This window comes from Pseudomonas sp. NPDC087814, from assembly GCF_044742865.1.
In the GTDB taxonomy this organism is placed as follows: Bacteria; Pseudomonadota; Gammaproteobacteria; order Pseudomonadales; family Pseudomonadaceae; genus Aquipseudomonas.
Genome location: NZ_JBIUVK010000001.1, coordinates 81,361 through 103,396, shown reverse-complemented (window position 1 = coordinate 103,396; position 22,036 = coordinate 81,361). Strand labels below are relative to the sequence as shown.

The 22,036-nt window shown below is 61.4% G+C and carries 23 protein-coding genes and 1 pseudogene; 12 read left to right on the top strand and 12 right to left on the bottom strand.

The window, feature by feature from the left end; genetic code table 11:
* Positions 1–10: 10 nt before the first annotated feature.
* A complete protein-coding gene (locus ACIOMR_RS00530; RefSeq protein ID WP_177068545.1) occupies positions 11–940 on the top strand; it encodes an aromatic alcohol reductase in 930 nt (309 codons plus the stop codon).
* Here the strand turns inward: ACIOMR_RS00530 and ACIOMR_RS00525 are convergent.
* Both ACIOMR_RS00525 and ACIOMR_RS00520 read right to left on the bottom strand, forming a co-directional pair.
* Complete coding sequence (locus ACIOMR_RS00525) at positions 915–1,469, bottom strand: putative natural product biosynthesis protein (RefSeq protein ID WP_401191612.1); 555 nt, start codon at positions 1,467–1,469, stop codon at positions 915–917. The genes ACIOMR_RS00530 and ACIOMR_RS00525 overlap by 26 nt on opposite strands.
* A gap of 62 nt (positions 1,470–1,531) precedes the next feature.
* On the bottom strand, positions 1,532–1,915 hold the full coding sequence (locus ACIOMR_RS00520; protein ID WP_003207359.1) for a DUF2946 domain-containing protein: 384 nt from the start codon (positions 1,913–1,915) through the stop codon (positions 1,532–1,534).
* A gap of 265 nt (positions 1,916–2,180) precedes the next feature.
* Between ACIOMR_RS00520 and ACIOMR_RS00515 the strand changes: the two genes are divergently transcribed.
* The 4 genes from ACIOMR_RS00515 (at position 2,181) to ACIOMR_RS00500 (ending at position 6,442) form a co-directional block, all read left to right on the top strand.
* Positions 2,181–2,786, top strand: a complete 606-nt coding sequence (locus ACIOMR_RS00515) for an SCO family protein (protein WP_003207358.1) — start codon at positions 2,181–2,183, stop codon at positions 2,784–2,786.
* Positions 2,786–3,262 carry a copper chaperone PCu(A)C gene (locus tag ACIOMR_RS00510; protein ID WP_401191608.1) on the top strand — a complete coding sequence of 159 codons (477 nt, stop codon included), beginning with the start codon at positions 2,786–2,788 and terminating at the stop codon, positions 3,260–3,262. Before ACIOMR_RS00515 ends, ACIOMR_RS00510 begins: the two co-directional genes overlap by 1 nt.
* A 301-nt stretch (positions 3,263–3,563) precedes the next feature.
* Entirely contained in the window at positions 3,564–4,811 is a 1,248-nt protein-coding gene (locus tag ACIOMR_RS00505) for an OprD family porin (protein WP_008435327.1), read from the top strand.
* Positions 4,812–4,831: 20 nt separating this feature from the next.
* On the top strand, positions 4,832–6,442 hold the full coding sequence (locus ACIOMR_RS00500; protein ID WP_003207353.1) for an argininosuccinate lyase: 1,611 nt from the start codon (positions 4,832–4,834) through the stop codon (positions 6,440–6,442).
* A 138-nt stretch (positions 6,443–6,580) separates the two neighbouring features.
* Here the strand turns inward: ACIOMR_RS00500 and ACIOMR_RS00495 are convergent, their stop codons facing one another.
* Positions 6,581–7,813, bottom strand: a complete 1,233-nt coding sequence (locus tag ACIOMR_RS00495; protein WP_401191604.1) for a cation:dicarboxylate symporter family transporter — start codon at positions 7,811–7,813, stop codon at positions 6,581–6,583.
* A gap of 118 nt (positions 7,814–7,931) precedes the next feature.
* Here ACIOMR_RS00495 and ACIOMR_RS00490 point away from each other — a divergent pair, with 118 nt between their 5' ends.
* Entirely contained in the window at positions 7,932–8,846 is a 915-nt protein-coding gene (locus ACIOMR_RS00490; protein ID WP_003207349.1) for a LysR family transcriptional regulator, read from the top strand.
* On the opposite strand, the gene ACIOMR_RS00485 is transcribed toward ACIOMR_RS00490, so the two are convergent.
* Together ACIOMR_RS00485 and ACIOMR_RS00480 are read right to left on the bottom strand one after the other, a co-directional pair.
* Positions 8,831–9,526, bottom strand: coding sequence for a substrate-binding domain-containing protein (locus ACIOMR_RS00485; RefSeq protein WP_257903329.1), 696 nt, complete (start codon positions 9,524–9,526; stop codon positions 8,831–8,833). The genes ACIOMR_RS00490 and ACIOMR_RS00485 overlap by 16 nt on opposite strands.
* 39 nt (positions 9,527–9,565) lie before the next feature.
* Positions 9,566–9,706 (bottom strand): annotated as a pseudogene (locus ACIOMR_RS00480) (LysR family transcriptional regulator); the annotation flags it as partial.
* A gap of 93 nt (positions 9,707–9,799) precedes the next feature.
* On the opposite strand from ACIOMR_RS00480, the gene ACIOMR_RS00475 reads away from it, so the two are divergent.
* A complete protein-coding gene (locus tag ACIOMR_RS00475; protein ID WP_003207345.1) occupies positions 9,800–10,825 on the top strand; it encodes an NADP-dependent oxidoreductase in 1,026 nt (341 codons plus the stop codon).
* A gap of 4 nt (positions 10,826–10,829) precedes the next feature.
* Here the strand turns inward: ACIOMR_RS00475 and ACIOMR_RS00470 are convergent, their stop codons facing one another.
* Positions 10,830–11,159, bottom strand: a complete 330-nt coding sequence (locus ACIOMR_RS00470) for a DHCW motif cupin fold protein (RefSeq protein WP_003207343.1) — start codon at positions 11,157–11,159, stop codon at positions 10,830–10,832.
* A gap of 141 nt (positions 11,160–11,300) precedes the next feature.
* Between ACIOMR_RS00470 and ACIOMR_RS00465 the strand changes: the two genes are divergently transcribed.
* On the top strand, positions 11,301–11,789 hold the full coding sequence (locus ACIOMR_RS00465) for an HIT family protein (protein ID WP_003207341.1): 489 nt from the start codon (positions 11,301–11,303) through the stop codon (positions 11,787–11,789).
* A 162-nt stretch (positions 11,790–11,951) separates the two neighbouring features.
* On the opposite strand, the gene ACIOMR_RS00460 is transcribed toward ACIOMR_RS00465, so the two are convergent.
* The 6 genes from ACIOMR_RS00460 to ACIOMR_RS00435 all read right to left on the bottom strand — a co-directional run bounded on the left by ACIOMR_RS00460 (position 11,952) and on the right by ACIOMR_RS00435 (position 18,268).
* A complete protein-coding gene (locus tag ACIOMR_RS00460; protein WP_177122350.1) occupies positions 11,952–12,428 on the bottom strand; it encodes a GNAT family N-acetyltransferase in 477 nt (158 codons plus the stop codon).
* 17 nt (positions 12,429–12,445) lie between these two features.
* Positions 12,446–12,943, bottom strand: coding sequence for a GNAT family N-acetyltransferase (locus ACIOMR_RS00455; RefSeq protein ID WP_256343956.1), 498 nt, complete (start codon positions 12,941–12,943; stop codon positions 12,446–12,448).
* Between the two features lie 27 nt (positions 12,944–12,970).
* On the bottom strand, positions 12,971–14,461 hold the full coding sequence (locus ACIOMR_RS00450; protein WP_401191598.1) for an aldehyde dehydrogenase: 1,491 nt from the start codon (positions 14,459–14,461) through the stop codon (positions 12,971–12,973).
* 39 nt (positions 14,462–14,500) lie between these two features.
* On the bottom strand, positions 14,501–15,880 hold the full coding sequence (locus ACIOMR_RS00445) for an APC family permease (RefSeq protein ID WP_023658770.1): 1,380 nt from the start codon (positions 15,878–15,880) through the stop codon (positions 14,501–14,503).
* Positions 15,881–15,999: 119 nt separating this feature from the next.
* Positions 16,000–17,382, bottom strand: a complete 1,383-nt coding sequence (locus ACIOMR_RS00440) for an aspartate aminotransferase family protein (protein ID WP_134326381.1) — start codon at positions 17,380–17,382, stop codon at positions 16,000–16,002.
* Positions 17,383–17,428: 46 nt separating this feature from the next.
* Entirely contained in the window at positions 17,429–18,268 is an 840-nt protein-coding gene (locus ACIOMR_RS00435; RefSeq protein ID WP_401191896.1) for a helix-turn-helix transcriptional regulator, read from the bottom strand.
* Positions 18,269–18,421: 153 nt separating this feature from the next.
* Between ACIOMR_RS00435 and ACIOMR_RS00430 the strand changes: the two genes are divergently transcribed.
* Genes ACIOMR_RS00430 through argE form a run of 4 tightly spaced genes read left to right on the top strand, consistent with a single transcriptional unit; the run spans position 18,422 to position 22,024 of the window.
* On the top strand, positions 18,422–19,753 hold the full coding sequence (locus tag ACIOMR_RS00430; RefSeq protein ID WP_401191594.1) for a flavin-containing monooxygenase: 1,332 nt from the start codon (positions 18,422–18,424) through the stop codon (positions 19,751–19,753).
* A gap of 24 nt (positions 19,754–19,777) precedes the next feature.
* Entirely contained in the window at positions 19,778–20,188 is a 411-nt protein-coding gene (locus ACIOMR_RS00425) for a RidA family protein (protein WP_003207327.1), read from the top strand.
* Between the two features lie 16 nt (positions 20,189–20,204).
* Positions 20,205–20,882 (top strand): DUF1028 domain-containing protein, encoded by a 678-nt coding sequence (locus ACIOMR_RS00420; protein ID WP_003207324.1) that lies wholly within the window; start codon positions 20,205–20,207, stop codon positions 20,880–20,882.
* Positions 20,879–22,024, top strand: coding sequence for an acetylornithine deacetylase (argE, locus tag ACIOMR_RS00415; RefSeq protein ID WP_102606138.1), 1,146 nt, complete (start codon positions 20,879–20,881; stop codon positions 22,022–22,024). The genes ACIOMR_RS00420 and argE overlap by 4 nt, the downstream gene beginning before the upstream one ends.
* The last annotated feature ends 12 nt before the right edge of the window (positions 22,025–22,036 follow it).

Here is a 22,036-nt window from a genome sequence, read left to right as displayed (position 1 = left end):
CGAGACCCCTATGACTGCTTCGATCCTTGTACTGGGCGCCGGCGAACTGGGCCTGGCGGTACTGCGCCAACTGTCCCGCCTGGCTGCACCGCAAAATGTGTCTGTGACGGTGTTGCTGCGCCCCGCCACACTGAACTCCCCCGACCCGGCCAAACAGCAGGAAATCATCGAACTGCGCGCCTTGGGCATTGAGCTGCTGGCGGGTGACCTGGCCAATGGCTCCGAGGCCGAGCTGGCAACGGTGTTCGCCGACTATCACACCGTGATCAGTTGCATCGGCTTTGCCGCAGGCCCCGGCACTCAGCGCAAGCTGACCCGCGCGGTCATCGCAGGCGGCGTGAAACGTTATGTACCGTGGCAGTTCGGTGTGGACTACGACGTGATCGGCCGCGGTTCGGCCCAGGACCTCTGGGATGAACAGCTTGACGTGCGCGACTTGCTGCGCGCCCAGCAAGGCACGCAATGGGTGATTGTCTCCACCGGGATGTTCACCAGCTTCCTGTTTGAACCGTCCTTCGGCGTCGTCGACCTGGCGCAGAATACCGTGCATGCATTGGGAGATTGGGACACCGCTGTCACCGTCACCACGCCTGAGGACATCGGCCTGCTGACGGCACGCATCCTGTTCAGCACGCCGCCGATCACCAATCAGGTGGTGTACACCGCCGGCGACACCCTGACCTACGGCGAGCTGGCCGATACCGTGGATGCGCAACTGGGGCTCACCCTCAAACGCGAACGCTGGTCGGTGCGCTACCTGGAAGCGGAACTGGCCGCTGCACCCGAGGACAACCTGATGAAATACCGGGTGGCCTTCGCCCAAGGCAACGGCGTGGCCTGGGACCCTGCCATTACCTTCAATGGGCAACAACAGATCGCCGTGACCAGCGTTGCCCAATGGATTGAGCAGAACCTCAAGGCACCGGCAACCACCCGCTGAACTGCCCCTGGCTGTCCAACGTGCACCAGGCGAAATCCCAGGGCAGCGGCGGCAGCCTTTGCAGCGCCACGCCACTGCCCGGCTTCCAGTCCACCACCTGAAGCGGCGCGCCTTGCCAGGCCACAACCACGCCCCGGACCTGGCTGGTGTCATCGCTGACCCAACGGGCCGCGGCCGCTGTCATGAACGCTTCGATGGGCTCTTCATCGATCTGCGTGCAATACACCGAACCGAGCAACCAACGGCACACGTTTACATGGTAGGTCCAGTCCAGGGAGGGACGGTTGCGGTAAGCCCAGGTCATGAAGCTGCGAAACAGGTTCAAGCCCTCCGGCGGGTCGAGCTTGAGCAAACCGGGGCAGATGTCGAACAAGGTGTGCCAGTACGGCAGCAACCGTGCATCCAGGTGGACGAAACAGCGGGCGTTACTCGGGTATTCGACAGACGGTAGCAACACGTCGCTGCGGGACGGACGGCGCGACGCCTTGCTGACCAGACGGGCAGCGCCGGAAGGCAGGATAGAGCTCATGGAACGCACTCACACTCGTGACGATAGAACGCCTCCTGGTATCAGGAAGCCCGGGGCACACGTCAGAATGCAGGGGAAGCGCGAGGGTTGGCCGAAGGCCAGGAATACCGCGGAGGGGCCTTGTTGCGCCGCTCATGGGCCGGGCGCGGCTTTTGCCCCAGGCCCAACAGCCAGGCCAGGCAAAACAGGAAGACGATGCCCAGGGTCACGGCGGAGCACACCGGGCAGGCGAAGAAGTTCGACCAGCTGCTGGCCGTCGGATTGCCCAGGCCGGCATCCGAGGCCGGCGCCTTGGTACCCAGGCTTGAGCAGAACTGACCGCCCAGGCCATTGAGCTCAAGCCCCATCATCTGCCCATGGCCCAAACCGCAGACGAACACATTGAACAGGACGCAAAAATACAGGGTCCAGGCAATGAGTGAACGGTCCGGGCGGGAGAGTTTCATGGCGGCGACTTTACCATTCCCCCTGTAGGAGCTGTCGAGCTTTAGCGAGGCTGCGATGCAGGCGCCACGGTCTTGCAGGAATACCGAGCCGATCCCTTCGCAGCCTCGCTCAAGCTCGACAGCTCCCACATTTGGTCTTGCCCGGCAGGGCCTGTGACAGAACGTCGCAGATTACGCCCAGAGGCCCGGGTTGTTAGAATGCCACGCTCTCCTCGCCTGATTTAACGCTTCGTGGTACCCAGGCGCTTCACAGGATGCACAGTTGATGAGTACGTTATTCACCCGCCGCAAAGTCCTCTCCGGCATGGGATTGCTGGGCCTGGGCCTGCTGGCCGGCTGTGACAACAGCCCGAAACTGAACTTCAAGTACGGCAAGGATCTGAGCGACAAGATCATGGGCCGTACCTTCAAGCTCAAGAACACCGACGGCGAGACCGTCACCTTGAGCTCTTTCCGTGGCTTGATGCCGGTGGTGTTCTTCGGCTTCACCCAGTGCCCGGCCGTGTGCCCGACCACCCTGGCGCGCATGGCCCAGGCGAAAAAACTGATGGGCCGCGACGGCAAGATCATGCAGGTGGTGTTTATCACCCTGGATCCGGAACGCGACACGCCCAAGATACTGGACGCCTACGTCAAGGCGTTCGACCCCAGCTTCCAGGCGCTGTACGGCACCCCGGAAGAAATCGCCGTGGCCGCCAAGGAATTCGGGATCTTTTATGAAAAGATCCCCGCCGGCGACAGCTACACCCTCTCCCACACCGCCACCAGCTTTGTGTTCGACACCCGGGGCACCCTGCGCCTGGGCTTGTCTGCCTCGCTTAACGCCAAAGAGTGCGCAGAAGACCTGCTCACCGTCATGGAGGTCTGCTAATGACTACCGTTCAACACCTCAAGCGCTTCGCCCTCGGTCTCTCCCTGCTCGGCCTCGCCGCCCACGCCAGTGCACAGGCAGTGGTCACCGACGCCTGGGTACGCGCTTCGGTACCGGGCCAGCCGTCCAGCGGTGCGTTCATGACCGTCACCGCCGACAGCGACAGCAAACTGCTCAGCGTGGCTTCGCCGGTCGCCAAGACCGTGCAGATCCATGAGATGACCATGAAGGACGACGTGATGCGCATGGGCCCGGTGGACTCGGTGCCATTGCCCGCCGGCAAGGCCGTCAAGCTCGACCCGGATGGCTATCACGTGATGCTGATCGACCTCACCGCCCAGATCAAGGAAGGCGACCAGGTGCCGCTGACCGTCACCGTGGAAAATGCCAAGGGTGAAAAGCAGTCGATCGAAGTGAAGGCCCAAGTCCGTGCGTTGAATGCGACGGAAACCATGGATCACAGCAAGATGCACTAAAGCGCAGATCAAAATGTGGGAGCGGGCTTGTGTGGGAGCGGGCTTGCTCGCGAATGCGGTGTGACAGTCACCGGATGTATCGACTGATCCACCGCTTTCGCGAGCAAGCCCGCTCCCACATTGGCCCTTCAGTGTCTGAAAAATCGGGCATCCGCTTCATACTTTTTTCGTCTCGCATCAACACTTTCTATATATTTTCAATCTGCAATACAACTCGTTAGCCTGCGCAAGCCGGACGCGTCTCCCTGTCGCCGTCCGGCCAGATAATTCTAAAAATAAGCAGCAGACAACGGGAATAACAATGAACAAATCCCCCATTACCCTGGGCTTGACTTCGGCCACCCTCGGTTTGACCCTCGCCTTCCCAACCTTTGCCGAAGCTGACTTTTTCAAAGACAGCAAGGCCGACCTCGAATTTCGCAACTTCTACTTCAACAGCGATTACCGCCAGCCCAACGCGAGCCAGTCCAAACGCGATGAGTGGGCCCAAGGGCTGATCCTCAATTACCAGTCGGGTTACACCGAAGGCCTGGTGGGCTTTGGCCTCGATGCCATTGGCCTGCAGGGTTTGAAACTGGACTCAAGCCCCGACCGCCAAAACACCGGCCTGCTTCCCGTGGGCGAGGATGGCGCACCGGACAGCTACAGTCGAATGGGCGCCACCGCCAAGGCGCGGATCTCCAAAAGCGTGCTCAAATTCGGCACGCTGATCCCCAAGCTGCCGACCGTACTGCCCAACGATGGCCGGCTGCTGCCCCAGACCTTTCGCGGCACTCAATTGACCAGCCAGGACATCGCCGGCCTGACCTTCGATGCCGGGCGCCTGACCAGCAACACCCTGCGTAACGACAGCGGCCATGCAGACATCGAAGTCGACGGCAAAGGCATCAAGGGTGCCGTGCCCAGCGATAAATTCGACTTCGCCAGTGCCAGCTACAGTTGGACCAAAACCCTGGTCACCGGCTACCACTACGCCAACCTCGAGAACAACTACAAGCAACACATCTTCAACCTGGTCCATACCCTGCCACTGGGTGACGCGCAGTCGTTCAAGACCGACCTGCGTTACGCCGACTCCAGCAAGGAAGGCAATAGCAACATCGACAACCAGGCCTTCGGTGCCAAGTTCACCTACAGCCTCCACGGCCACTCGTTCGGCGCCGCCTACCAGCGCATGAAAGGCACCACCGGCTTCCCCCACCTGGACGGTACCGACTCCTACCTCGTCAACTACGTGATGATCTCGCCGGACTTCGCCAACCCCGAGGAAAAGTCCTGGCAGGCCCGCTACGACTATGACTTCGCCGCCCTCGGCATCCCCGGCCTGACCTTCATGACCCGCTACCTCAAGGGTGACAACTTCGTGCGTACCCGAACCCTGGAAGGCACCGAGTGGGAGCGCAACACCGATATCGGCTACGTGTTCCAGAGCGGTGCCCTGAAGAACCTTGAAGTGAAATGGCGCAATGGCACGTATCGCAGCAATGGCAGCGGCAGCGATATCGACCAGAACCGCTTTATCGTCAGCTACACCCTGCCCTTGCTGTGATTTTTCCCGGAGCGTTGCACATGAATAGCAGAAAAAGCCTGATCCACCTGGCCGTCGCCTTTGCCCTGTTCAGCAGTTACGGCGCCTACGCCGCCGACACCGGCGCGTTGCCCTGCAAAACCACCGAAGAATGCGCCGCCCAGGCGGCCAAAGTCGGCGCCACGCCGGGCTCCTCGCAAAGCGCCCACAAGGCCAAGGGCGACCCGACCCAAACCCAGTTCGCCTGGTTGAACCGCATCAACAAAGCCTCGATCGTGATGCTCACCGAAGAAGGCATCGTCAAGCCGGACATGGGCCACAAGATCGCCGGCGGCGTGCGCTTTGCCATCGACCAGGCCGACCAGCCCGATGGCAAGCGCCCGGAAGACGTGTTGCAACTGGAAAAAATCATGACCGACAAGATCGGTCCGGAAGCGTCGCTGATCCACTCCGGCCGCAGCCGCCAGGACATGCTCGCCACCTACCGCCTGGCCAAACTGCGCTCCCAGGTGCTGGCCTACAGCGAGGCACTGAACGCCACCCGCCAACGTATCCTGAACATCGCCGACAAGAACATCGACACCCTGGTGCCCGCCTACACCAACGGCGTGCAGGCCATGCCCATCAGCTATGCGCACTACCTGCTGGCGTTCGAAGCCGCATTTGATCGCGACGGCCAACGCATCCGTGAACTCTACACTCGCCTCAACCTGAGCCCGATGGGCACCGCGGTACTGGCGAACTCCGCTTACCCGCTGAACCGCGAACGCCTGGCCGAGTTGCTGGGGTTCGACGGCGTGCGGGAAAACTCCCTGGATTCGAGCCAGGTGTCGACCTACGACATCCCGATCGAGGCGGCCAACCTCGCGGCGTCTTCGGCGATCCGCATCGGCGCGATGATTGGCGATATCCATACCCAGTACCATCAGATCCGCCCCTGGTTGCTGCTGGACGAAGAGTCCACCTACACCAGCAGTGCGATGCCGCAAAAACGCAACCCGGGGTTGTTGATGCGCACTCGGGAATCGGCCTCCGACGTGGTGGGCCTGGCGCAAACCGTGACCTTGCGCGCGCATAACGTCACCACCGGCATGACCGACTACAAGTTTGCGTTCGATTCATTGGGGCTGTTCCAGTCCACCGATGACATGTTCAAAAGCATGGATGCCGTGCTGGATGCGCTGCAGATCAACCCGCAGCGAGCGCTGGATGAGCTGGAGTCGGAATGGACCACGTCCATGGAGTTGGCCGACACCCTGGAGCGTCAGTTCAAGGTGCCGTTCCGCATTGGCCACAGCTTCGCCTCGTTGATCGTCACCGAGGCGCGCAGCAATGGCACCACGCCGAAGACCTTCGCGTATGCGGACGCGCAGAAGCTGTACACCCAGGCCGCGGACAAATACAAATGGACGCCGAATACGTTGCCGCTGGATGAGGCCGGTTTCCGTGCTGCGCTGTCGCCGACCACGATGGTCAAGACTCGCAAGGGTACGGGTGGGCCGCAGCCGGAAGAGGTCAAGCGGATGCTGGTGGAAGCGCGCAAGAATCTCGACGCGGACCAGAGTTGGTTGAAGGAGCGTCGTGAGAAGCTGAAAGGTGCTGAAGGCAACCTGGACAAGGCGTTCGACAAGTTGCTCAACGCCAAGGGCTGAAATGCGATCTGAATGTGGGAGCGGGCTTGCTCGCGAAGGCGGTGTATCAGTTAGCAGATTTATTGGCTGACCCACCGCATTCGCGAGCAAGCCCGCTCCCACATTTGACCGCGTTTGGGTCTGGAAAGCATGTTCGGCTCAGTGACTCAGTTCCCGCTTCAACACCCCATGGTCAATCGACTTCTGCCACCCGCATATCGCCAGGCACGCCACGCAATTGCCCAGCACATTGGTCAACGACCGACACTTCATCAGCCGCTCCACTCCCAACAACAAACCCACCCCTTCCAGTGGCACCAGTTGCAGGATGTTCAAGGTAGCAATCAGGGTAAACAGCGCCGAGCCCGCCACACTGGTAGACCCCAGCGAGGTAAACAGGCAGATCACCAGCACCGCCAGCAACTCGGGTACGGCAATCTCCACTCCGGCGAGGTGCGCCAAGAACATAATGGCAGTAGTCAGGTAAAGATTGGTACCGGCCAAGTTGAACGTATACCCGGTGGTCAACACCAGGCGCACTAATTGGCGATCACAGCCCAGCGCCTCAAGTTTGCTGACGCAACCTGGAAGTGCGGCCACTGAAGAGCCGGTGAACGTCACCAACAACAACTCTTCTTTCAAGTAAGCAATTAGCCGGCTCAATTTAACGCCGAGCAGGCGGGTAATCGTGGCGAACACTAGAATGACGAACACCGCGCAAACCAGGTAAATAACAACAATGAACTTCAAGAGCGGCAGCACCGAACTTAAACCGTACTTTCCCACCACAAATGCCATCGCCCCAAACGCCGCCAGCGGTGCGAACTTCAGGATAAACCGCAGCAACCAGAACAACCCGGCGACCGCCGCTTCCAGCCAACCGAGGCAGCGGTTTGCGACCTGGCCGCCACGCCCCAGCAGCAGGCCGCACAGCACCGCCACCAGCATCACCTGGAGCACCAGGCTTTGGGTGAAAACCTTGTAAAGACTGGACGAAATCGAGGTCATCGACAGCTCGTGCAACAGCGTTTCGGGCGCGGCAGGCGGTGTCAGATGATCAAAATCCAGGTTGGCCACTGCCGTATGATCCAGGCTGAACAACCACCCCGTCGACATTCCCAACACCAATGCAGCAAGGGACATCAGCTGGAAATACACCACGATCCGCCCCACTACATGCCGATGGTGGGGCTCGCGCTTGATACCTGCGACACCGGTCGACACCAGCACAAACAACAGAAATGGCATCAGTAACCCGACCACTTTTATAAAGGCGTCACTGAGCAGCTTCATCTCGACTGCCACGCCCGGATAAAAAAGCCCCAACACCATGCCAAGAGCAATGGCAATCAAAATAGGCAAGGTGGCGTTATTCGAAAATCGGGTCGACATCAATGCTCCATGGTCTTTTTATTTATTGTTATTGTCGGATCAGGCCACTTTCGGCATATTGGTCGCCAAGGCGCATTCAGGCCACAAATAATAAAGTCTTGTCACGGGATATACCACCATGGAACTTCGCCATTTACGTTATTTCATCATGGTGGCCGAAGAGCGACATTTCACCCGCGCTGCCGCTCGCCTGAACATGCAGCAGCCGCCCCTCAGCCAACAGATACGTGCCCTCGAACAAGAGCTGGGATTCGACCTGTTCAAGCGACACCCCAAGGGCGTCGACCTGACTGCCGGCGGGCTGGTGTTTCTCGATGAAGCGCGAGTGATCCTCGCCCGCGTCGAGCAAGGTTCCCTCAAGGCGGCTCGCGCTGCCCAGGGTATCGAAGGCACGTTGGTCATTGCCTTCACCAGTTCCGCCGCCGCCCACCCGCTGATCCCGCGAATCATCCGCGCCTACCGCGAGCAATACCCGGGCGTGGAGCTCTCGATCAACGAAGGCAGCGCCCGGGAAGTCACCGAAGACACCATCGAAAAACGCATCGACATCGGCATCCTCCGCGCACCGGTGGGCGACCACCAGAGCCTCACGTTCCACCGATTGCTCAACGAAGAAATGCTGCTGACCCTGCCCGTCGGGCATGCGCTGCTCAAGGGCGCCGAGCCAAAAATCACCATGGCCGACCTCAAGGACGAACGCTTCATCCTGGTCCGCCGCCCCGGCGCGCCGGGGATGTACGCCAACCTGATCAAGGCCTGCCAGAACGCCGGTTTCGAGCCGAAGATTGCCTTTGAAGTGGAGCGCATGCTGACCAACGTCAGCCTGGTGGCCGCCGGCGAAGGCATCTCGGTGGTGCCGGCGTCGATGCGCGACGTGCATCGCGAAAGCGTGGTGTACTGCCGGATCAGCGATGCACGGCCAAGGTTGCTGGCACCGATCACCCTGGTGCGGCGCGCGTTCAATCCGTCGACGCCGTTGCAGAATTTCATTGGGCTGGCGCGGGAGTTGGCGGGGGTTTATCGCAAGGGTTGAGTCATCGCGTGAAAACTCTCGGTGAGCAGTTCCACTGCCGCGCGGATGCTGTCGCTTTGCCGTGGAACGGCGTACAGGCCGTAGTTGACACTCAAAATAGGCCCATCGCTTTCAGCCAAGGAAATGATGCGCATGGTCTCCGGCCGAATATTCTCCGCCGGCAGCAAGGCCACACCCAATCCGCCCTCCACCGCTGCGGTGATTACGCCAATGTTCGGGCTGGTCACCGTGACCCGAAAATCCCGCCCGGCGTTCAGCAAGGCATCAAACATCAAGCGCCGCCAGGCACAGGGTTCGGCATACACGATGACATCCAGCGGCAGCGCCGCATCGATTTCTTCATCAATCGCGCACACCCAGTACAGCTCGACGTTCCAGGCGTGCACAGGGTCGGCGTTGAACGATGAGCTGACGCCAATGGCCACGTCCAGCTCGCCGTCACTCCAACGTTCGGCGAGTGCGTCGCCGTGATCAACAACGACCTCCAGGTGTACATGCGGGCAGGCGCGCCGCAGCCGGCCGAGCGCTGCCGGCAACGCCGATACCGCCACGTCTTCCGAGAGCCCGACGCGCACATTGCCCATCACCGTGCGCTCTTTCAGGCGCGCTGCTACCGTCTCGCCCAAGGCCAGAATGCGCGTCGCGTAGGTGAGCAGCAGTTCGCCTTCGGTAGTGGGCACCACGCCCCGACCTGTTCTGCGCAACAGCCGCTGGCCTAGCAACTCCTCAAGCCGGCGGATTTGTGCGCTTAGGGCCGATTGCGCCCTGCCCGCCTGCTGGGCTGCGCCACTCAGGCTGCCGTGCTGGCATACCGAGATAAAGGTTCGTAGCAGATAGGGTTCAAACGCGTCAGATATCATATTTGGGTTAACTCTGAATCAACAGCTATCACCCTACCTCGATAGCTTGAGCATGACTACCCTGCTGGAACGTTATCAACCAGGAAGAGCCTCATGACCCAGCTCCAGAACCAACGCATCGTACTGGCCGCCCGCCCCGACGGGCGCCCGCAACCCAGCGATTTTCGCGTGGAGTACAGCGCGATTCCCGAGCCTGCCGAAGGCGAAGTGTTGCTGGAAAACCTCTATCTGTCCCTCGACCCCTACATGCGCTGGCGCATGAGTGCGGCCAAATCCTATGCCGAGCCAGTGGGCATCGGCGAGGTGATGGTGGGCGGCACGGTCGCGCGGATCAAACATTCACGAAACCCGTTGTGGCAAGAGGGCGACATCGTGCTTGCCTATGCCGGCTGGCAGCGATTTGCGCTCTCGGACGGCCTCGACCTGCGGCTTCTGGATCCGGGCATCGCCCACCCCAGCACAGCGCTGGGAGTTCTTGGAATGCCGGGGTTCACCGCGTACTCGGGGTTGCTCACTATCGGCCAACCCAAGCCCGGTGACACCGTGGTAGTGGCGGCGGCGAGTGGCGCAGTGGGCTCGGTTGTCGGCCAGATCGCCCGCATCAAGGGCGCACGCGCGGTGGGTATCGCGGGTGGGCCGGAGAAATGCGCATTCGTGAAAAATGAACTCGGGTTTGATGCCGTCATCGACCATCGCGCGGCGGATTTTGCCCAGCAGTTGGCCGAAGCCTGCCCCAATGGAATTGACGTTTACTTCGAAAATGTCTCGGGGGCGGTTTGGGATGCCGTGAGGCCGCTGCTCAATGACTTTGCGCGGATACCCGTATGTGGGCTGATCGCCCATTACAACGACCGCTCGGTGCCCGGGCAACAGGTCGACCGACTGCCGGCGACTATGCACGACATCCTCGCCAAGAGCCTCACAGTGCGCGGCTTTATCCAGACCGAGTTTGTTGACGAGCAGCAGGACGACTTCTTGCAGGAAGCCGCGCAGTGGATTGATCAGGGCAAGCTGAAGTGGCGCGAAGACATTGTCGAGGGCCTAGAGCAAGCGCCTGAGGCGTTTATCGGGCTGCTGGAGGGGCGCAACTTCGGCAAGTTGATTGTGCGACTGGCTTGACGCCTCAATCCACCACGAACAACTTCGCCCCGACGGTAGTCGATGACCGATGCCCCTCCATGTCATTGCCCACCTGATAACTCATCCCGGCAGTCAGCGTGAACTGCCGGCCATCCTCCAGCTCGGTGTGCAGCTCACCTTCCAGGCACAGCAGGATATGCCCGCGCCAACACCAGTGATCAGCCAGGTAACCGGCGCTGTATTCGACCATGCGCACGCGGGTTGAACCGAACTGGCAAGTGCGCCAATACGCACTGCCGGTTTCGCCGGGATGCATCACCGGCTCGAGGGTCGACCAGTCGGTGGTGCCAAAGGGGATTGCGGTCAGGTCCATGGTTTTCTCGGCATTGAATAGGTATGGATGAACCGTATCTATAAGGTGAATGCCGCGATAGAGACAGATCCGCTGCATTTGCGGGATACAGGGCGATGACTCTTGGTATCCTGCCAAGCCTCTTCGCATGGAAGCCCGTCGATGAAGATCGATCCATCCTTTGTTGTGCATGAGACCGAGCACTGGCTGCTGAATCATCACCTGTCATCCGCACTGCCGGGCTACCTGATGCTGGGTGCCAAGGCGCCGGTTGACTCACTGGCCGAGATGCCCGATGCGGCGCTCGCGGAGCTGGGTGGGTTGCTGGCCAAAACCCAGCGGGTCATGGAGGCTCAGTTGAAGCCCAAGTGGCTTTACATCAGCCGGTTCGGGCATATGCCGGGCTTCCCGCTGCACTTTCATTTCATACCGGTGTATGGATGGGTTGAAGCGCTGTTCTGGCAGGATGAGCGCTATCGGGTGTTGCAGAATTTCGGGACGCAGCAGAAGGCTACCGACGGTGCGGAGCTGACGCTTTTTATCTGGCGGGAGTTTGGTGAGAGCCCGACGCCGCCGGTGGTTCAAGGAGCTTCGGTGAGCGAGGTGATCAGGTGTTTGCGTACGGAGTTCAATACCCAAGACGACACATGACCTGTGGCGAGGGAGCTTGCTCCCGCTGGGCTGCGCAGCAGCCCCAAGAAGGTCAGCGAGTTCTTTCAGTCAGATTGCGATAGCTTTATTGGGGCCGCTTCGCGACCCAGCGGGAGCAAGCTCCCTCGCCACAGCAAGCGCCCTCACCACAGTTTTTCCGTGTCAGCGCAAACGGCGCAGGTGTTTACGCATAGGAATACAGGCCAACTGCAACCCCGATGGCGAGTGGTAGATCGCCTGCTCATCGCCCACATACCCACACCGTCGATAAAAATCCGCCGCGTTCAACGTCGCGTCCAGGATCACTTCCTCGATCCCCAATTCCTGCGCCAACGCTTCCAGATACGCCAGTATCTGCTTGCCAATCCCGCGTCCGGTAAACCCGGGCAGCACAAACAGCGCACCGATTTCGTTGTTCGCCAGATCCAGCATGCCGGTGACCACAGGTTCAGCGTTCACGCAGCCCAGGTAAAAATGCTTGTCCATCAGCGTGTCGTAACCGTCCTTGGCTGCGCCTTGCGTCCACAACATCATCTGCTCGGACGTATAGGCGCCGATGCATTGGCTGCGTATGGCCAACAGGCGAATGTCGAAGGCTGCCTGTGCATCTTCCAGCGTGGCGCGTCGTATCTCGAGCATCTGTCCCTCCATGGACGTCAGGCGTTCTCGTCACCCGGCCGGGTAAACGAATAGCGATCAATATCGGTCCTCAACTGCCAGCCCTGGCCCTGCCAATAACGGGCAGCGCTGTCGTTGGTCTTGAACACATCCAGGTGGCATTTGCGGATGCCCAATTGCGCCAGGCGGGTGAGGCAGCGCTCAACCAACGCGTTCGCAATACCCTGGCGCCGATACGCGGGCAGCACCAGCAGGTGCTGCAAATACCCGCGCCGGCCATCGTGCCCGCACATCACGCACCCAACCAGCCCCCCGTCGACCTCGGCGACGAAACTCATGCCTGGATTGCGCTCCAGGTAACGCTCAGTGGCCTCGCGGGAGTCGGCATCGCGCAGGGAGATGCCAGGCGTTTTCTGCATCAGTTCGAGCACGGCGTCGTAGTCGGCAGTGCTCATTACGCGAATAGTGACCATGGTGTTCAAAGCCCTCTGAGTTCGCACTGATTTTGCCTGTAGTTGTGCCGGTCGCGCACGCATAAATACACGACCGGATAACCGCTTGAGTCAACGCAGCTGAAACCAGGTGGTTTTCAGCTGCGTGTACTTATCAAAAGCGTGCAGCGACAAATCACGCCCGAACCCGGATTGCTTGCCACCACCGAACGGCACCGCCACATCCAGGGCGTCGATGGTGTTGACCGACACCGTCCCGGCATTCAGGGCACGGGCCACACGGTGCGCACGGTTGAGGTCATCACTCCAGACCGAGGCCGCCAGGCCGTAGAGGCTGTCGTTGGCCTGCTGTATCGCCTGCTCTTCCGTGTCGAAAGCGCTGACGGCAAGCACCGGGCCGAACACTTCATCACGGGACAGGGCCATGTCGCGGGTCACGTCGGCAAAAATGGTTGGCTGGATGAAGTTGGAGGAGCCATTGATGGCCAACTGTTCGCCACCGCACAACAGCCTGGCGCCCTCCCCCTGGGCCTGGCTGATGGCGTGCATGATGCGTGCGGTTTGCTGACTGTCGACGATGGCCCCGGCCGCACTGCCGGGGTCCAGCGGATCACCCGGCATCCAGGCGCGCGACTTGGCGATCAGGCGCTCGACGAATTCGTCATGGATGGAGCGTTGCACGTAGAGGCGGGAGTTGGCCGAACACACTTCGCCCTGGTTGAAAAAGATGCCGAAGGCGGCCTTCTCCGCCGCAAGGTCAAGGTCCTGGCAGTCCTCAAACACCAGGTTCGGGCTCTTGCCGCCACACTCCAGCCACACCTGTTTCAGGTTGGACTGGGCGGAATACTGCATGAAGTATTTGCCCACCTGAGTGGAGCCGGTGAACACCAGGCAATCCACGTCGGGGTGCAGCCCCAGGGCCTTGCCGGCACTTTCGCCGAGGCCGGGCACCACATTCAACACACCTTCCGGGACACCGGCTTCCAGGGCAAGCTGGGCCAGGCGCAGGGCAGAAAACGGCGACTGCTCGGCAGGTTTCAAGACCACGCTGTTACCGGCCGCCAACGCCGGCGCGAGTTTCCAGGCGGCCATGTCGAGCGGGAAGTTCCACGGCACCACCGCCGCGATCACCCCCAGTGCTTCACGCGTGATGGTTGCCAACGCGTTGTGAGCGGTGGGCGCGACTTGATCGTAGAGTTTGTCGAGGGCTTCGCCGTACCAGGCAAACACATTGGCGGCGCCGGGCACGTCAACGTTGTAGGCGTCCATCACCGGCTTGCCCATGTTCAGCGAATCGAGCAGCGCCAGTTCCTCGCGGTGGGTCATCAGTAATTCGGAGAGCCTGATCAAAATTTTCTTGCGCTCCACCGGCGGCATCCGTCGCCAGGGGCCGGTCTCGAAGGCCTGGCGTGCGCTGCGCACGGCCAGGTCGACTTCTGCGTCACCGCAGGCTGCAACCCGCGACAGCAACTGCTGGGTCGCAGGATTAATGGCGTCGAAGGTCGCCCCGGATGCCGCGCTCACTGAGCGGCCACCGATCAGGGCGGTGTTGATGAACGTCTGGCGGGCAACACGCTGTTGCCAGTAGTTAAGGTCGAACACGTTGTACTCCCAATGAATGGCGATGGATAAAAGAGGGGTTCACTCGGCGATCTGCAGTTCCGGCATCTTCACGCGCAGCCCCCGCGTGATGCCCAGCAGGCACAGGAGCCCAAGCCCCATCCAGCACAGGCCGATGGTGAACGACAGGCTGGAAAGGCTGCTCCATAGCCAGATCGTGCTGAGGAACCCAAGCGCCGGCACAACGGCGTACAGCAAGTAGTTCCTGGTACCGCGCAACTTCTGGTCGACCAGGTAGTGCTTGATCACCGCCAGGTTCACCGCCGAGAACGCAAACAGCGCACCGAAGCTGATCATGTTGGCGACGGTATCCAGCGTGATGAACAAGGCAATCAGCGAGAACAGGCTGACCAGCACGATGGCCGTGGCGGGCACGCGCTTTTTCGTCACCAGCTTGCCGAGCACGCGGGGCAGCGCGCCGTCACGGCCCATGGCGAACAGCACCCGCGACACGCTGGCCTGGGAGACCATCGCCGAGGCGAAGCAACCGGCGACATAGGTTGCGGTAAAGGCGGTCACCAGCAGTTCGCCGCCCACCCGGCGCATCACATCCACCGAGGCGGCATCCGGGTCGACGAAGCTGTTCCATTGCGGGAACACCATTTGCGCGAAATACGAAACCAGCAGGAACAGCAGGCCGCCGAACAGCGACACCACCATGATCGCCAACGGGATGGTGCGGCGTGGGTTGGGGGTTTCCTCGGCCATGGTCGACACCGCATCGAAGCCAAGAAACGACAGGCACAGCACCGCGGCGCCCGCCATGATCAGCGGCGCGCTGAAGCCTTCATGGTGGAATGGCGCCAGCAGCGACACGGGTGCGGACTGCTCGCTCAGGGTGTGCACCGACAACGCCACGAACACCACGATGAACACCAACTGGGCGACGATGAGTATCCAGTTGACCCGGGTGATGGACTCGATGCCCACCAGGTTCAGCGTGGTCACCAGGGCAATCGAGCCGAGCACCCACACGGCGGTCGGCACCCCGGGAAAATACTCGGACATGTAGATGCCGATCAGCAAATAGCTGAGCAACGGCAGGAAGATGTAGTCCAGCAACAGGGTCCACCCGGCGATGAAGCCGAAGTAGGCGCCAAACGCCTTGCGGGTGTAGGAGTAGACCGAGCCCGAATAGGGATGCGCCTGGACCATGCGCCCATAGCTGTAGGCCGTCAGCAGCATGGCGGCGAGAGTCAGCATGTAGGCGGTCGGCAAGTGGCCCTTGGTCATTTGGGTCACCAGCCCGTAGGTGGTAAACACCGCCAGCGGCACCATGTACGCCAGGCCGAACAACACCAGCCCGATAAGACCCAGCGGCTGACGGAAGCGGCGGGACGAGGCGGCTTTGGGTGAGGATTGATGAGCGGGTGTATCGGTCACGTTTGTTATTGTATTCATGGGTGACTCCTGGAAATGGGGGTGCAGGGCGTCGCGGCATTCGATGGCATCGATGCCGTTCAGCGTTGCCTGATGGAGGTTGCGCACCACCCCTCGCCTGGGGTGGCGCGCTGGTCACTTCAGCGTTTTCCCGCGATCCGTGCGGTGCGATCCACGGCGATGCGGGTCTTTTCAACCAGCTCGTCCAGCTCAGTGCGCGTGGCCACCAGTGCCGGTGCCATGATCATGCGGCCCAGCGTCGAGCGAATGATTACGCCCTCTTCGAAACCAAACGTGCGGCACTGCCAGGCCAGGTCGTTTTCGTTCTCGAAGCGCTTGCGGGTGCTCTTGTCTTCAGCGAACTGCAAGGCCGCGAGCAAGCCCGTGCCCTGGATCTCGCCGATCATCGGGTGATTGCCAAACACTTCATGGAGGATTTTTTGCAGGTACGGTCCGGTGTCGTTCTTCACCTGGCGCACGATACCTTCGTCCCGCAGCGCCTTGAGGTTGGCCAGCGCCACCGCCGCCGCGACCGGGTGCCCGGAATAGGTCAGCCCGTGGGCAAACACGCCGCCGCGCTCCACCAGCGCATCGGCCACGCGCTTGCTCAGCACCAGGCCACCCATCGGCAGGTAACCGGAGGTCAGGCCCTTGGCGATGGACAGTGTGTCGGGCTCGAAACCGAAGTGTTGATGGGCGAACCATTCGCCGGTACGGCCAAAGCCACCAATCACCTCATCGGCACACAGCAGCACATCGTATTGCCGGCAAATGCGCTGGATCTCGGGCCAGTAGCTTTCCGGCGGGAAGATCATGCCGCCCGCGCCCTGGAACGGCTCGGCGATAAACCCGGCGACGTTTTCAGCGCCCAGCTCGAGGATTTTCTCTTCCAGCTGCAAGGCGCAGCGGCGGCCGAACTCGGCAGGCGTCAGCTCGCCGCCATGGGCGTACCAGTAGGGTTCGTCAATGTGTGCCACGTCGGGAATCAGGCCGCCCATCTCGTGCATGAACTTCATGCCGCCCAGGGCAGACGCCGCCAGCGTGGAGCCGTGATAACCATTCCAGCGCCCGATCATGATTTTTTTCTGCGGCTGGCCGACCACTTGCCAGTAACGGCGCACGGTACGGATCAGTACTTCGTTGGCCTCGGAGCCGGAGTTGGTGTAGATCACGTGGCTGTAGTGGCCCGGCAACAGGCTGAAGAGCAACTCCGACAGCTCGATCACCGCCGGGTGGGTGGTGTGGAAGAACATGTTGTAGTACGCCAACTGGTCCATCTGGGCGGCAGCGGCAGCGGTCAAGTCCCTGCGACCGTAACCCAGCTGGGTGCACCACAGGCCCGACATGCCGTCCAGGTAACGCTTGCCTTCGCTGTCCCACAGGTAAAGGCCCTCACCGCGCACCATCACCCGCGGGCCTTCGGCATTCAGCGCTTTTTGATCGACAAATGCATGGATGTGGTGGGCCGCATCCGACTTCTGGTAGTCCTCGGTCAGGCGGTTCAGTTGGGCGGGTACGTTCATGGTATTTCTCTCTTATTAGTAATGACGCAAGGGCGAGCAACGCCGCTCAGCGGTGCTTGCTCATGTAGCTTTCGAGGGGATCTTTGCTCAGCACTCCCTGGGCTTCGGCCAGCGAATCGATAAACAGGGCAAACAGTTCCGATTGCGCGCCGATATCGAGCTTGGTGTAGATGTGCTTGCGGTGGGACTTGATGGTGTCTTCCGAGACGTCGAGGCGTTCGGCCAGCGAACGGGTGGAATGCCCCCGCAGGATCAGTTGGGCGATCCGGCATTCCCGCTCGGTCAATATCGACGAGCCGAAGTTGTTCAGCGCCGAGTGAATGCGCTGCTCCAGCAGGTTTTCAAAACGCGCCCCCTGGGCATCCAGGCCAACGAAATGCTTGCCCAGCACCGCCAGCACCCACGCCGCGATGCGTTTGAATTGGCCGGTGATGGTGGCGTCGAGCTTTTGCGTAAAGGCCAGCGACACCGCCAGGCTCGAGCCGTTGCTCGACTGCAGGATGTAGTTCAGCTCATCCTCCAGATGGGAGTGCCGGTAAAACGACTGGAAGTATTCGCTGAGCTCGAAGTGATCGGGGGCGACCTCGGCCAGCTCGTAACACCCGGAGCTGACGCCCTCCACAAAGGCCCCGTAAAACGGGTCGAGCAGATAAAACCCCGACAGGTACTGGCGCACATTGCCTTGTGGCAACCATGGCCCGTCCAGCTCGAACAGCGCACTGGGCATGCCGCCGCGCGGGTAGAAATACAGCGTGGTGGCCTGGATCGGCTGGAGATAACCGAGAGCCTCGAACAAGGTCGCGGCGAACCCCGATTGCCCGATGCTATCGGTCACCCGGGCCATCTGTTCGAACCATTGCGCAGAAGAAAGCCGGTCGTTTTCCACTTCAAACACTCGCTGAAAGAACTGCAAGGATGGTTGCACACCCGCTCCATCCTCGAAATCACCCGATAGGGTGAGCCTGCATCCGATATTTATGCTCACTTCCCAGCTTAATAATATTTTATTAAAAACCGCCCTCCCCCTAGCCTTGAAGCCATGCCCAAGCTGAATCCAACTGCATTACGCAAGGACAGACACATGACTCAAGCAATAACAAAAACAGACACGCTGGTGGTGGGAGCCGGTCAGGCTGGCGTCGCCATGAGCGAGCACCTGAGCAAGCAAGGCGTGCCGCACCTGGTGCTGGAGCGCAGCCGTATCGCCGAGCGCTGGCGCACCGGCCGCTGGGATTCGCTGGTCGCCAACGGCCCGGCCTGGCATGACCGTTTTCCGGGCCTGGCCTTCGATAACGTCGCCCCCGATGGCTTTGCGCCGAAAGAGCGTGTGGCGGACTACTTCGAAGCCTATGCACGCAAGTTCAATGCACCGATTCGTACCGGCGTCGACGTGACCTCGGTGGTGCGCAATATCGGTCGCCCCGGCTTCACCATCCACACCAGCGAAGGCGTGATCGAAGCCAACCGCGTGGTGGCGGCCACCGGGCCGTTCCAGAAGCCGGTGATTCCGGCGATTGCCCCTCAAGACAGCGCGCTGCACCAGATCCACTCCGCCGACTACCGCAACCCCGCGCAACTGCCGGCCGGCGCGGTGCTGGTGGTGGGGGCGGGTTCCTCCGGGGTGCAGATCGCCGACGAACTGCAACGCTCCGGGCGCCAGGTGTACCTGTCGGTGGGTGCTCACGACCGCCCACCGCGTGCCTATCGCAACCGCGATTTCTGCTGGTGGCTGGGCGTGTTGGGTGAGTGGGACCAGGCCGCGATGAAACCCGGCCGCGAGCACGTGACCATTGCGGTGAGCGGCGCCCACGGCGGCAAGACCATTGACTTCCGCGAGCTGGCCCAGCAAGGCATGACCCTGGTCGGCCTGACCCAATCCTTCAACGGCAGCGTTGCGAGCTTCCAGCCCAACCTAGTGGAAAACCTGGCCCGCGGCGATGAGAACTACCTGGCCCTGCTGGATGCGGCGGATGCCTATATCGAGCGTAACGGCCTCGACCTGCCGCCAGAGCCCGAAGCGCGTCGTGTGTTTCCCGATGCCGAGTGCATCAAGCACCCGATCCTGGAACTGGACCTGGCCAAGGCCGGTATCACTTCAATCATCTGGGCCACCGGCTTTGCCGTGGATTACAGCTGGCTGAAGGTCGACGCATTTGACGCCGCCGGCAAGCCGCAGCACCAGCGCGGCGTAGCCAGCGAGTCGGGCGTCTACTTCCTCGGTTTGCCATGGCAGTCGCGCCGGGGCTCGTCGTTTATCTGGGGTGTGTGGCATGACGCCAAGTATGTGGCCGACCATATCGCCATCCAGCGCCAATACCTTGAATACCGCGAGCCCGCACCGGTTGTTCACACCTCACCTGTCAGCGCCTGATTACTTTTTTCTGGAGTTTTTTTGATGCCTACTCACACTCGCATCCGCATGTTCAACACCAAGGAAACCTACCCTAACCAGAGCCTGGACAATGACCTGTGCCAGGCCGTACGCGCCGGCAACACGGTGTATGTACGGGGCCAGGTGGGCACCGATTTCGACGGCAACCTGATCGGCCTTGGCGACCCGCGCGCGCAAGCCGAACAGGCAATGAAAAACGTCAAGCAACTGCTGGAAGAGGCCGGCAGCGACCTGAGCCACATCGTCAAGACCACCACCTACCTGATCGATCCGCGCTACCGCGAGCCGGTGTACCAGGAAGTCGGCAAGTGGCTCAAGGGCGTGTTCCCGATCTCCACCGGGTTGGTGGTTTCGGCCCTGGGCCAGCCACAGTGGCTGATGGAAATCGACGTGATTGCAGTCATCCCCGAGTAATCCAAGGAGGCACGACATGACCTTTTCAATCGTCGCCCGCTGCGCGGAAACCGGCCAGATGGGCATTGCCATCAGCTCATCGAGCATCGCCGTAGGCGCCCGCTGCCCATGGCTGCGGCCCGGCGTGGGTGCGGTCTCGACCCAGAACATCACCCTGCCCGCCCTCGGCCCGGACGTACTCGATCTATTGGAGCAAGGCCTTGCCCCTGCCGATGCCGTAGACAAGGCCCTGACCCGCAACGGCTACAGCCAATACCGGCAACTGACGGCGATTGATCACCTCGGGCGCACGGTGCATTTCAGCGGCAACGAAACCCTTGGCACCCACAATGCGGTGTCTGGCGAACAGTGCGTGGCCGCCGGCAATATGCTCGCCGACCGCGCGGTGATCGAGGCGATGGTCAAGGCCTTCGAGCAAGGCGAAGGCCAACTGGCAGACCGCCTGCTGGCCGCGATGCATGCAGCCATTGCCGCCGGGGGCGAAGCCGGGCCGGTGCATTCCGCCGCGCTGGTGGTGGTGGGCGAGCTGACCTGGCCGATCATCAACCTGCGGGTGGATTGGGCCGACGAGCAGCCGATCGCCGAGCTGCAAAAGCTCTGGGACGCCTACCGTCCACAGGTGCAGGACTACATCGACCGCGCCCTCGCCCCGGACCGCTCCCCTGGCTACGGCGTGGCCGGAGACGACCGATGAGCACCAGCCGGGAACTGCTGCAGGCGCTGGTGGGGTTTGATACCACCAGCCGCGAATCCAACCTGAAGCTGATCGAGTTCGTGCGCGATTACCTGGCAGGGTTCGGCGTGCCTTGCGAGTTGATCTACAACGATGAGCGCAGCAAGGCCAATCTGTTCGCCACCCTCGGCCCGGCGAATGTGCCCGGGATTGTGCTGTCGGGGCACACCGATGTGGTGCCGGTGGATGGCCAGCCGTGGACGTTGCCGCCGTTTGAGTTGACCGAACGCGACGGCAAGCTGTTTGGCCGGGGCACGGCGGACATGAAGGGCTACATCGCCTGTGTACTGGCGCTGGTGCCGGCCTTGGCAAGCGCAGACTTGCGCATGCCGGTGCACATCGCCCTGTCCTACGACGAGGAAGTCGGCTGCCTTGGGGTGCGTTCGTTGCTCAAGGTGCTGGAACAATGGCCGGTGAAACCGCTGCTGTGCATTATCGGCGAGCCCACCGAGTTGAAGCCGGTGCTGGGCCATAAAGGCAAGCTCGCCATGCGATGTGAAGTGCATGGCGAGGCCTGCCATTCGGCGTATGCGCCCCAGGGCGTGAATGCGATCGAGTATGCGGCGGAGTTGATTGGTGAGCTGGGGCGAATCGGCCAGCGCCTCAAGGTGCATCAGGACGAGCGCTTTGACCCGCCGTTCAGCACCGTGCAAACCGGGGTGATCTCCGGGGGCAAGGCGTTGAATATCGTGCCTGCCGATTGCCGTTTTGACTTTGAAGTGCGCGCCCTGCCCTCGATGGACCCGGGTGAAGTGGCCGAGGAGCTGCAAGCCTATGCGATGCAGCAGGTGTTGCCGCGGATGCAGGCGGTGAGCCGGCAGAGTGCGATTCGCTTCAGTGAGTTGTCGGCGTACCCGGGGCTGGCCACCGACCAGCGCAGCCAGGCGGCGGAGCTGATTGCGGCGTTTTGCGGCTCGCGGGAATTTGGCACCGTGGCGTTCGGGACCGAGGGTGGGTTGTTTGATGCGGCGGGCATTCCGACGGTGGTGTGCGGGCCTGGGAGCATGGACCAGGGGCATAAGCCGGATGAGTTTGTGAGTGTTGCGCAACTGAAGGCTTGCGATGCCATGTTGTTGCGCATGCTCGACTCGATTCGCGCCTGAAACGCGGGCCAA

Excerpts from the sequence above, each read along its gene's own strand:
- ACIOMR_RS00440 (WP_134326381.1), bottom strand. The coding sequence starts at position 17,382 with ATGAACGTACCCGCCCAACTGAACCGCCTGACCGAGGACTACCAGAAG.
- ACIOMR_RS00530 (WP_177068545.1), top strand. The coding sequence starts at position 11 with ATGACTGCTTCGATCCTTGTACTGGGCGCCGGCGAACTGGGCCTGGCG.
- ACIOMR_RS00425 (WP_003207327.1), top strand. The coding sequence starts at position 19,778 with ATGCCTACTCACACTCGCATCCGCATGTTCAACACCAAGGAAACCTAC.
- ACIOMR_RS00455 (WP_256343956.1), bottom strand. The coding sequence starts at position 12,943 with ATGCGTGCGCGACCGGCACAACTACAGGCAAAATCAGTGCGAACTCAG.
- ACIOMR_RS00495 (WP_401191604.1), bottom strand. The coding sequence starts at position 7,813 with ATGTCGACCCGATTTTCGAATAACGCCACCTTGCCTATTTTGATTGCC.
- ACIOMR_RS00475 (WP_003207345.1), top strand. The coding sequence starts at position 9,800 with ATGACCCAGCTCCAGAACCAACGCATCGTACTGGCCGCCCGCCCCGAC.
- ACIOMR_RS00420 (WP_003207324.1), top strand. The coding sequence starts at position 20,205 with ATGACCTTTTCAATCGTCGCCCGCTGCGCGGAAACCGGCCAGATGGGC.
- ACIOMR_RS00520 (WP_003207359.1), bottom strand. The coding sequence starts at position 1,915 with ATGAAACTCTCCCGCCCGGACCGTTCACTCATTGCCTGGACCCTGTAT.
- ACIOMR_RS00510 (WP_401191608.1), top strand. The coding sequence starts at position 2,786 with ATGACTACCGTTCAACACCTCAAGCGCTTCGCCCTCGGTCTCTCCCTG.
- ACIOMR_RS00490 (WP_003207349.1), top strand. The coding sequence starts at position 7,932 with ATGGAACTTCGCCATTTACGTTATTTCATCATGGTGGCCGAAGAGCGA.
- ACIOMR_RS00505 (WP_008435327.1), top strand. The coding sequence starts at position 3,564 with ATGAACAAATCCCCCATTACCCTGGGCTTGACTTCGGCCACCCTCGGT.
- argE (WP_102606138.1), top strand. The coding sequence starts at position 20,879 with ATGAGCACCAGCCGGGAACTGCTGCAGGCGCTGGTGGGGTTTGATACC.
- ACIOMR_RS00465 (WP_003207341.1), top strand. The coding sequence starts at position 11,301 with ATGAAGATCGATCCATCCTTTGTTGTGCATGAGACCGAGCACTGGCTG.
- ACIOMR_RS00500 (WP_003207353.1), top strand. The coding sequence starts at position 4,832 with ATGAATAGCAGAAAAAGCCTGATCCACCTGGCCGTCGCCTTTGCCCTG.
- ACIOMR_RS00470 (WP_003207343.1), bottom strand. The coding sequence starts at position 11,159 with ATGGACCTGACCGCAATCCCCTTTGGCACCACCGACTGGTCGACCCTC.
- ACIOMR_RS00515 (WP_003207358.1), top strand. The coding sequence starts at position 2,181 with ATGAGTACGTTATTCACCCGCCGCAAAGTCCTCTCCGGCATGGGATTG.
- ACIOMR_RS00430 (WP_401191594.1), top strand. The coding sequence starts at position 18,422 with ATGCCCAAGCTGAATCCAACTGCATTACGCAAGGACAGACACATGACT.
- ACIOMR_RS00525 (WP_401191612.1), bottom strand. The coding sequence starts at position 1,469 with ATGAGCTCTATCCTGCCTTCCGGCGCTGCCCGTCTGGTCAGCAAGGCG.
- ACIOMR_RS00460 (WP_177122350.1), bottom strand. The coding sequence starts at position 12,428 with ATGCTCGAGATACGACGCGCCACGCTGGAAGATGCACAGGCAGCCTTC.
- ACIOMR_RS00445 (WP_023658770.1), bottom strand. The coding sequence starts at position 15,880 with ATGAATACAATAACAAACGTGACCGATACACCCGCTCATCAATCCTCA.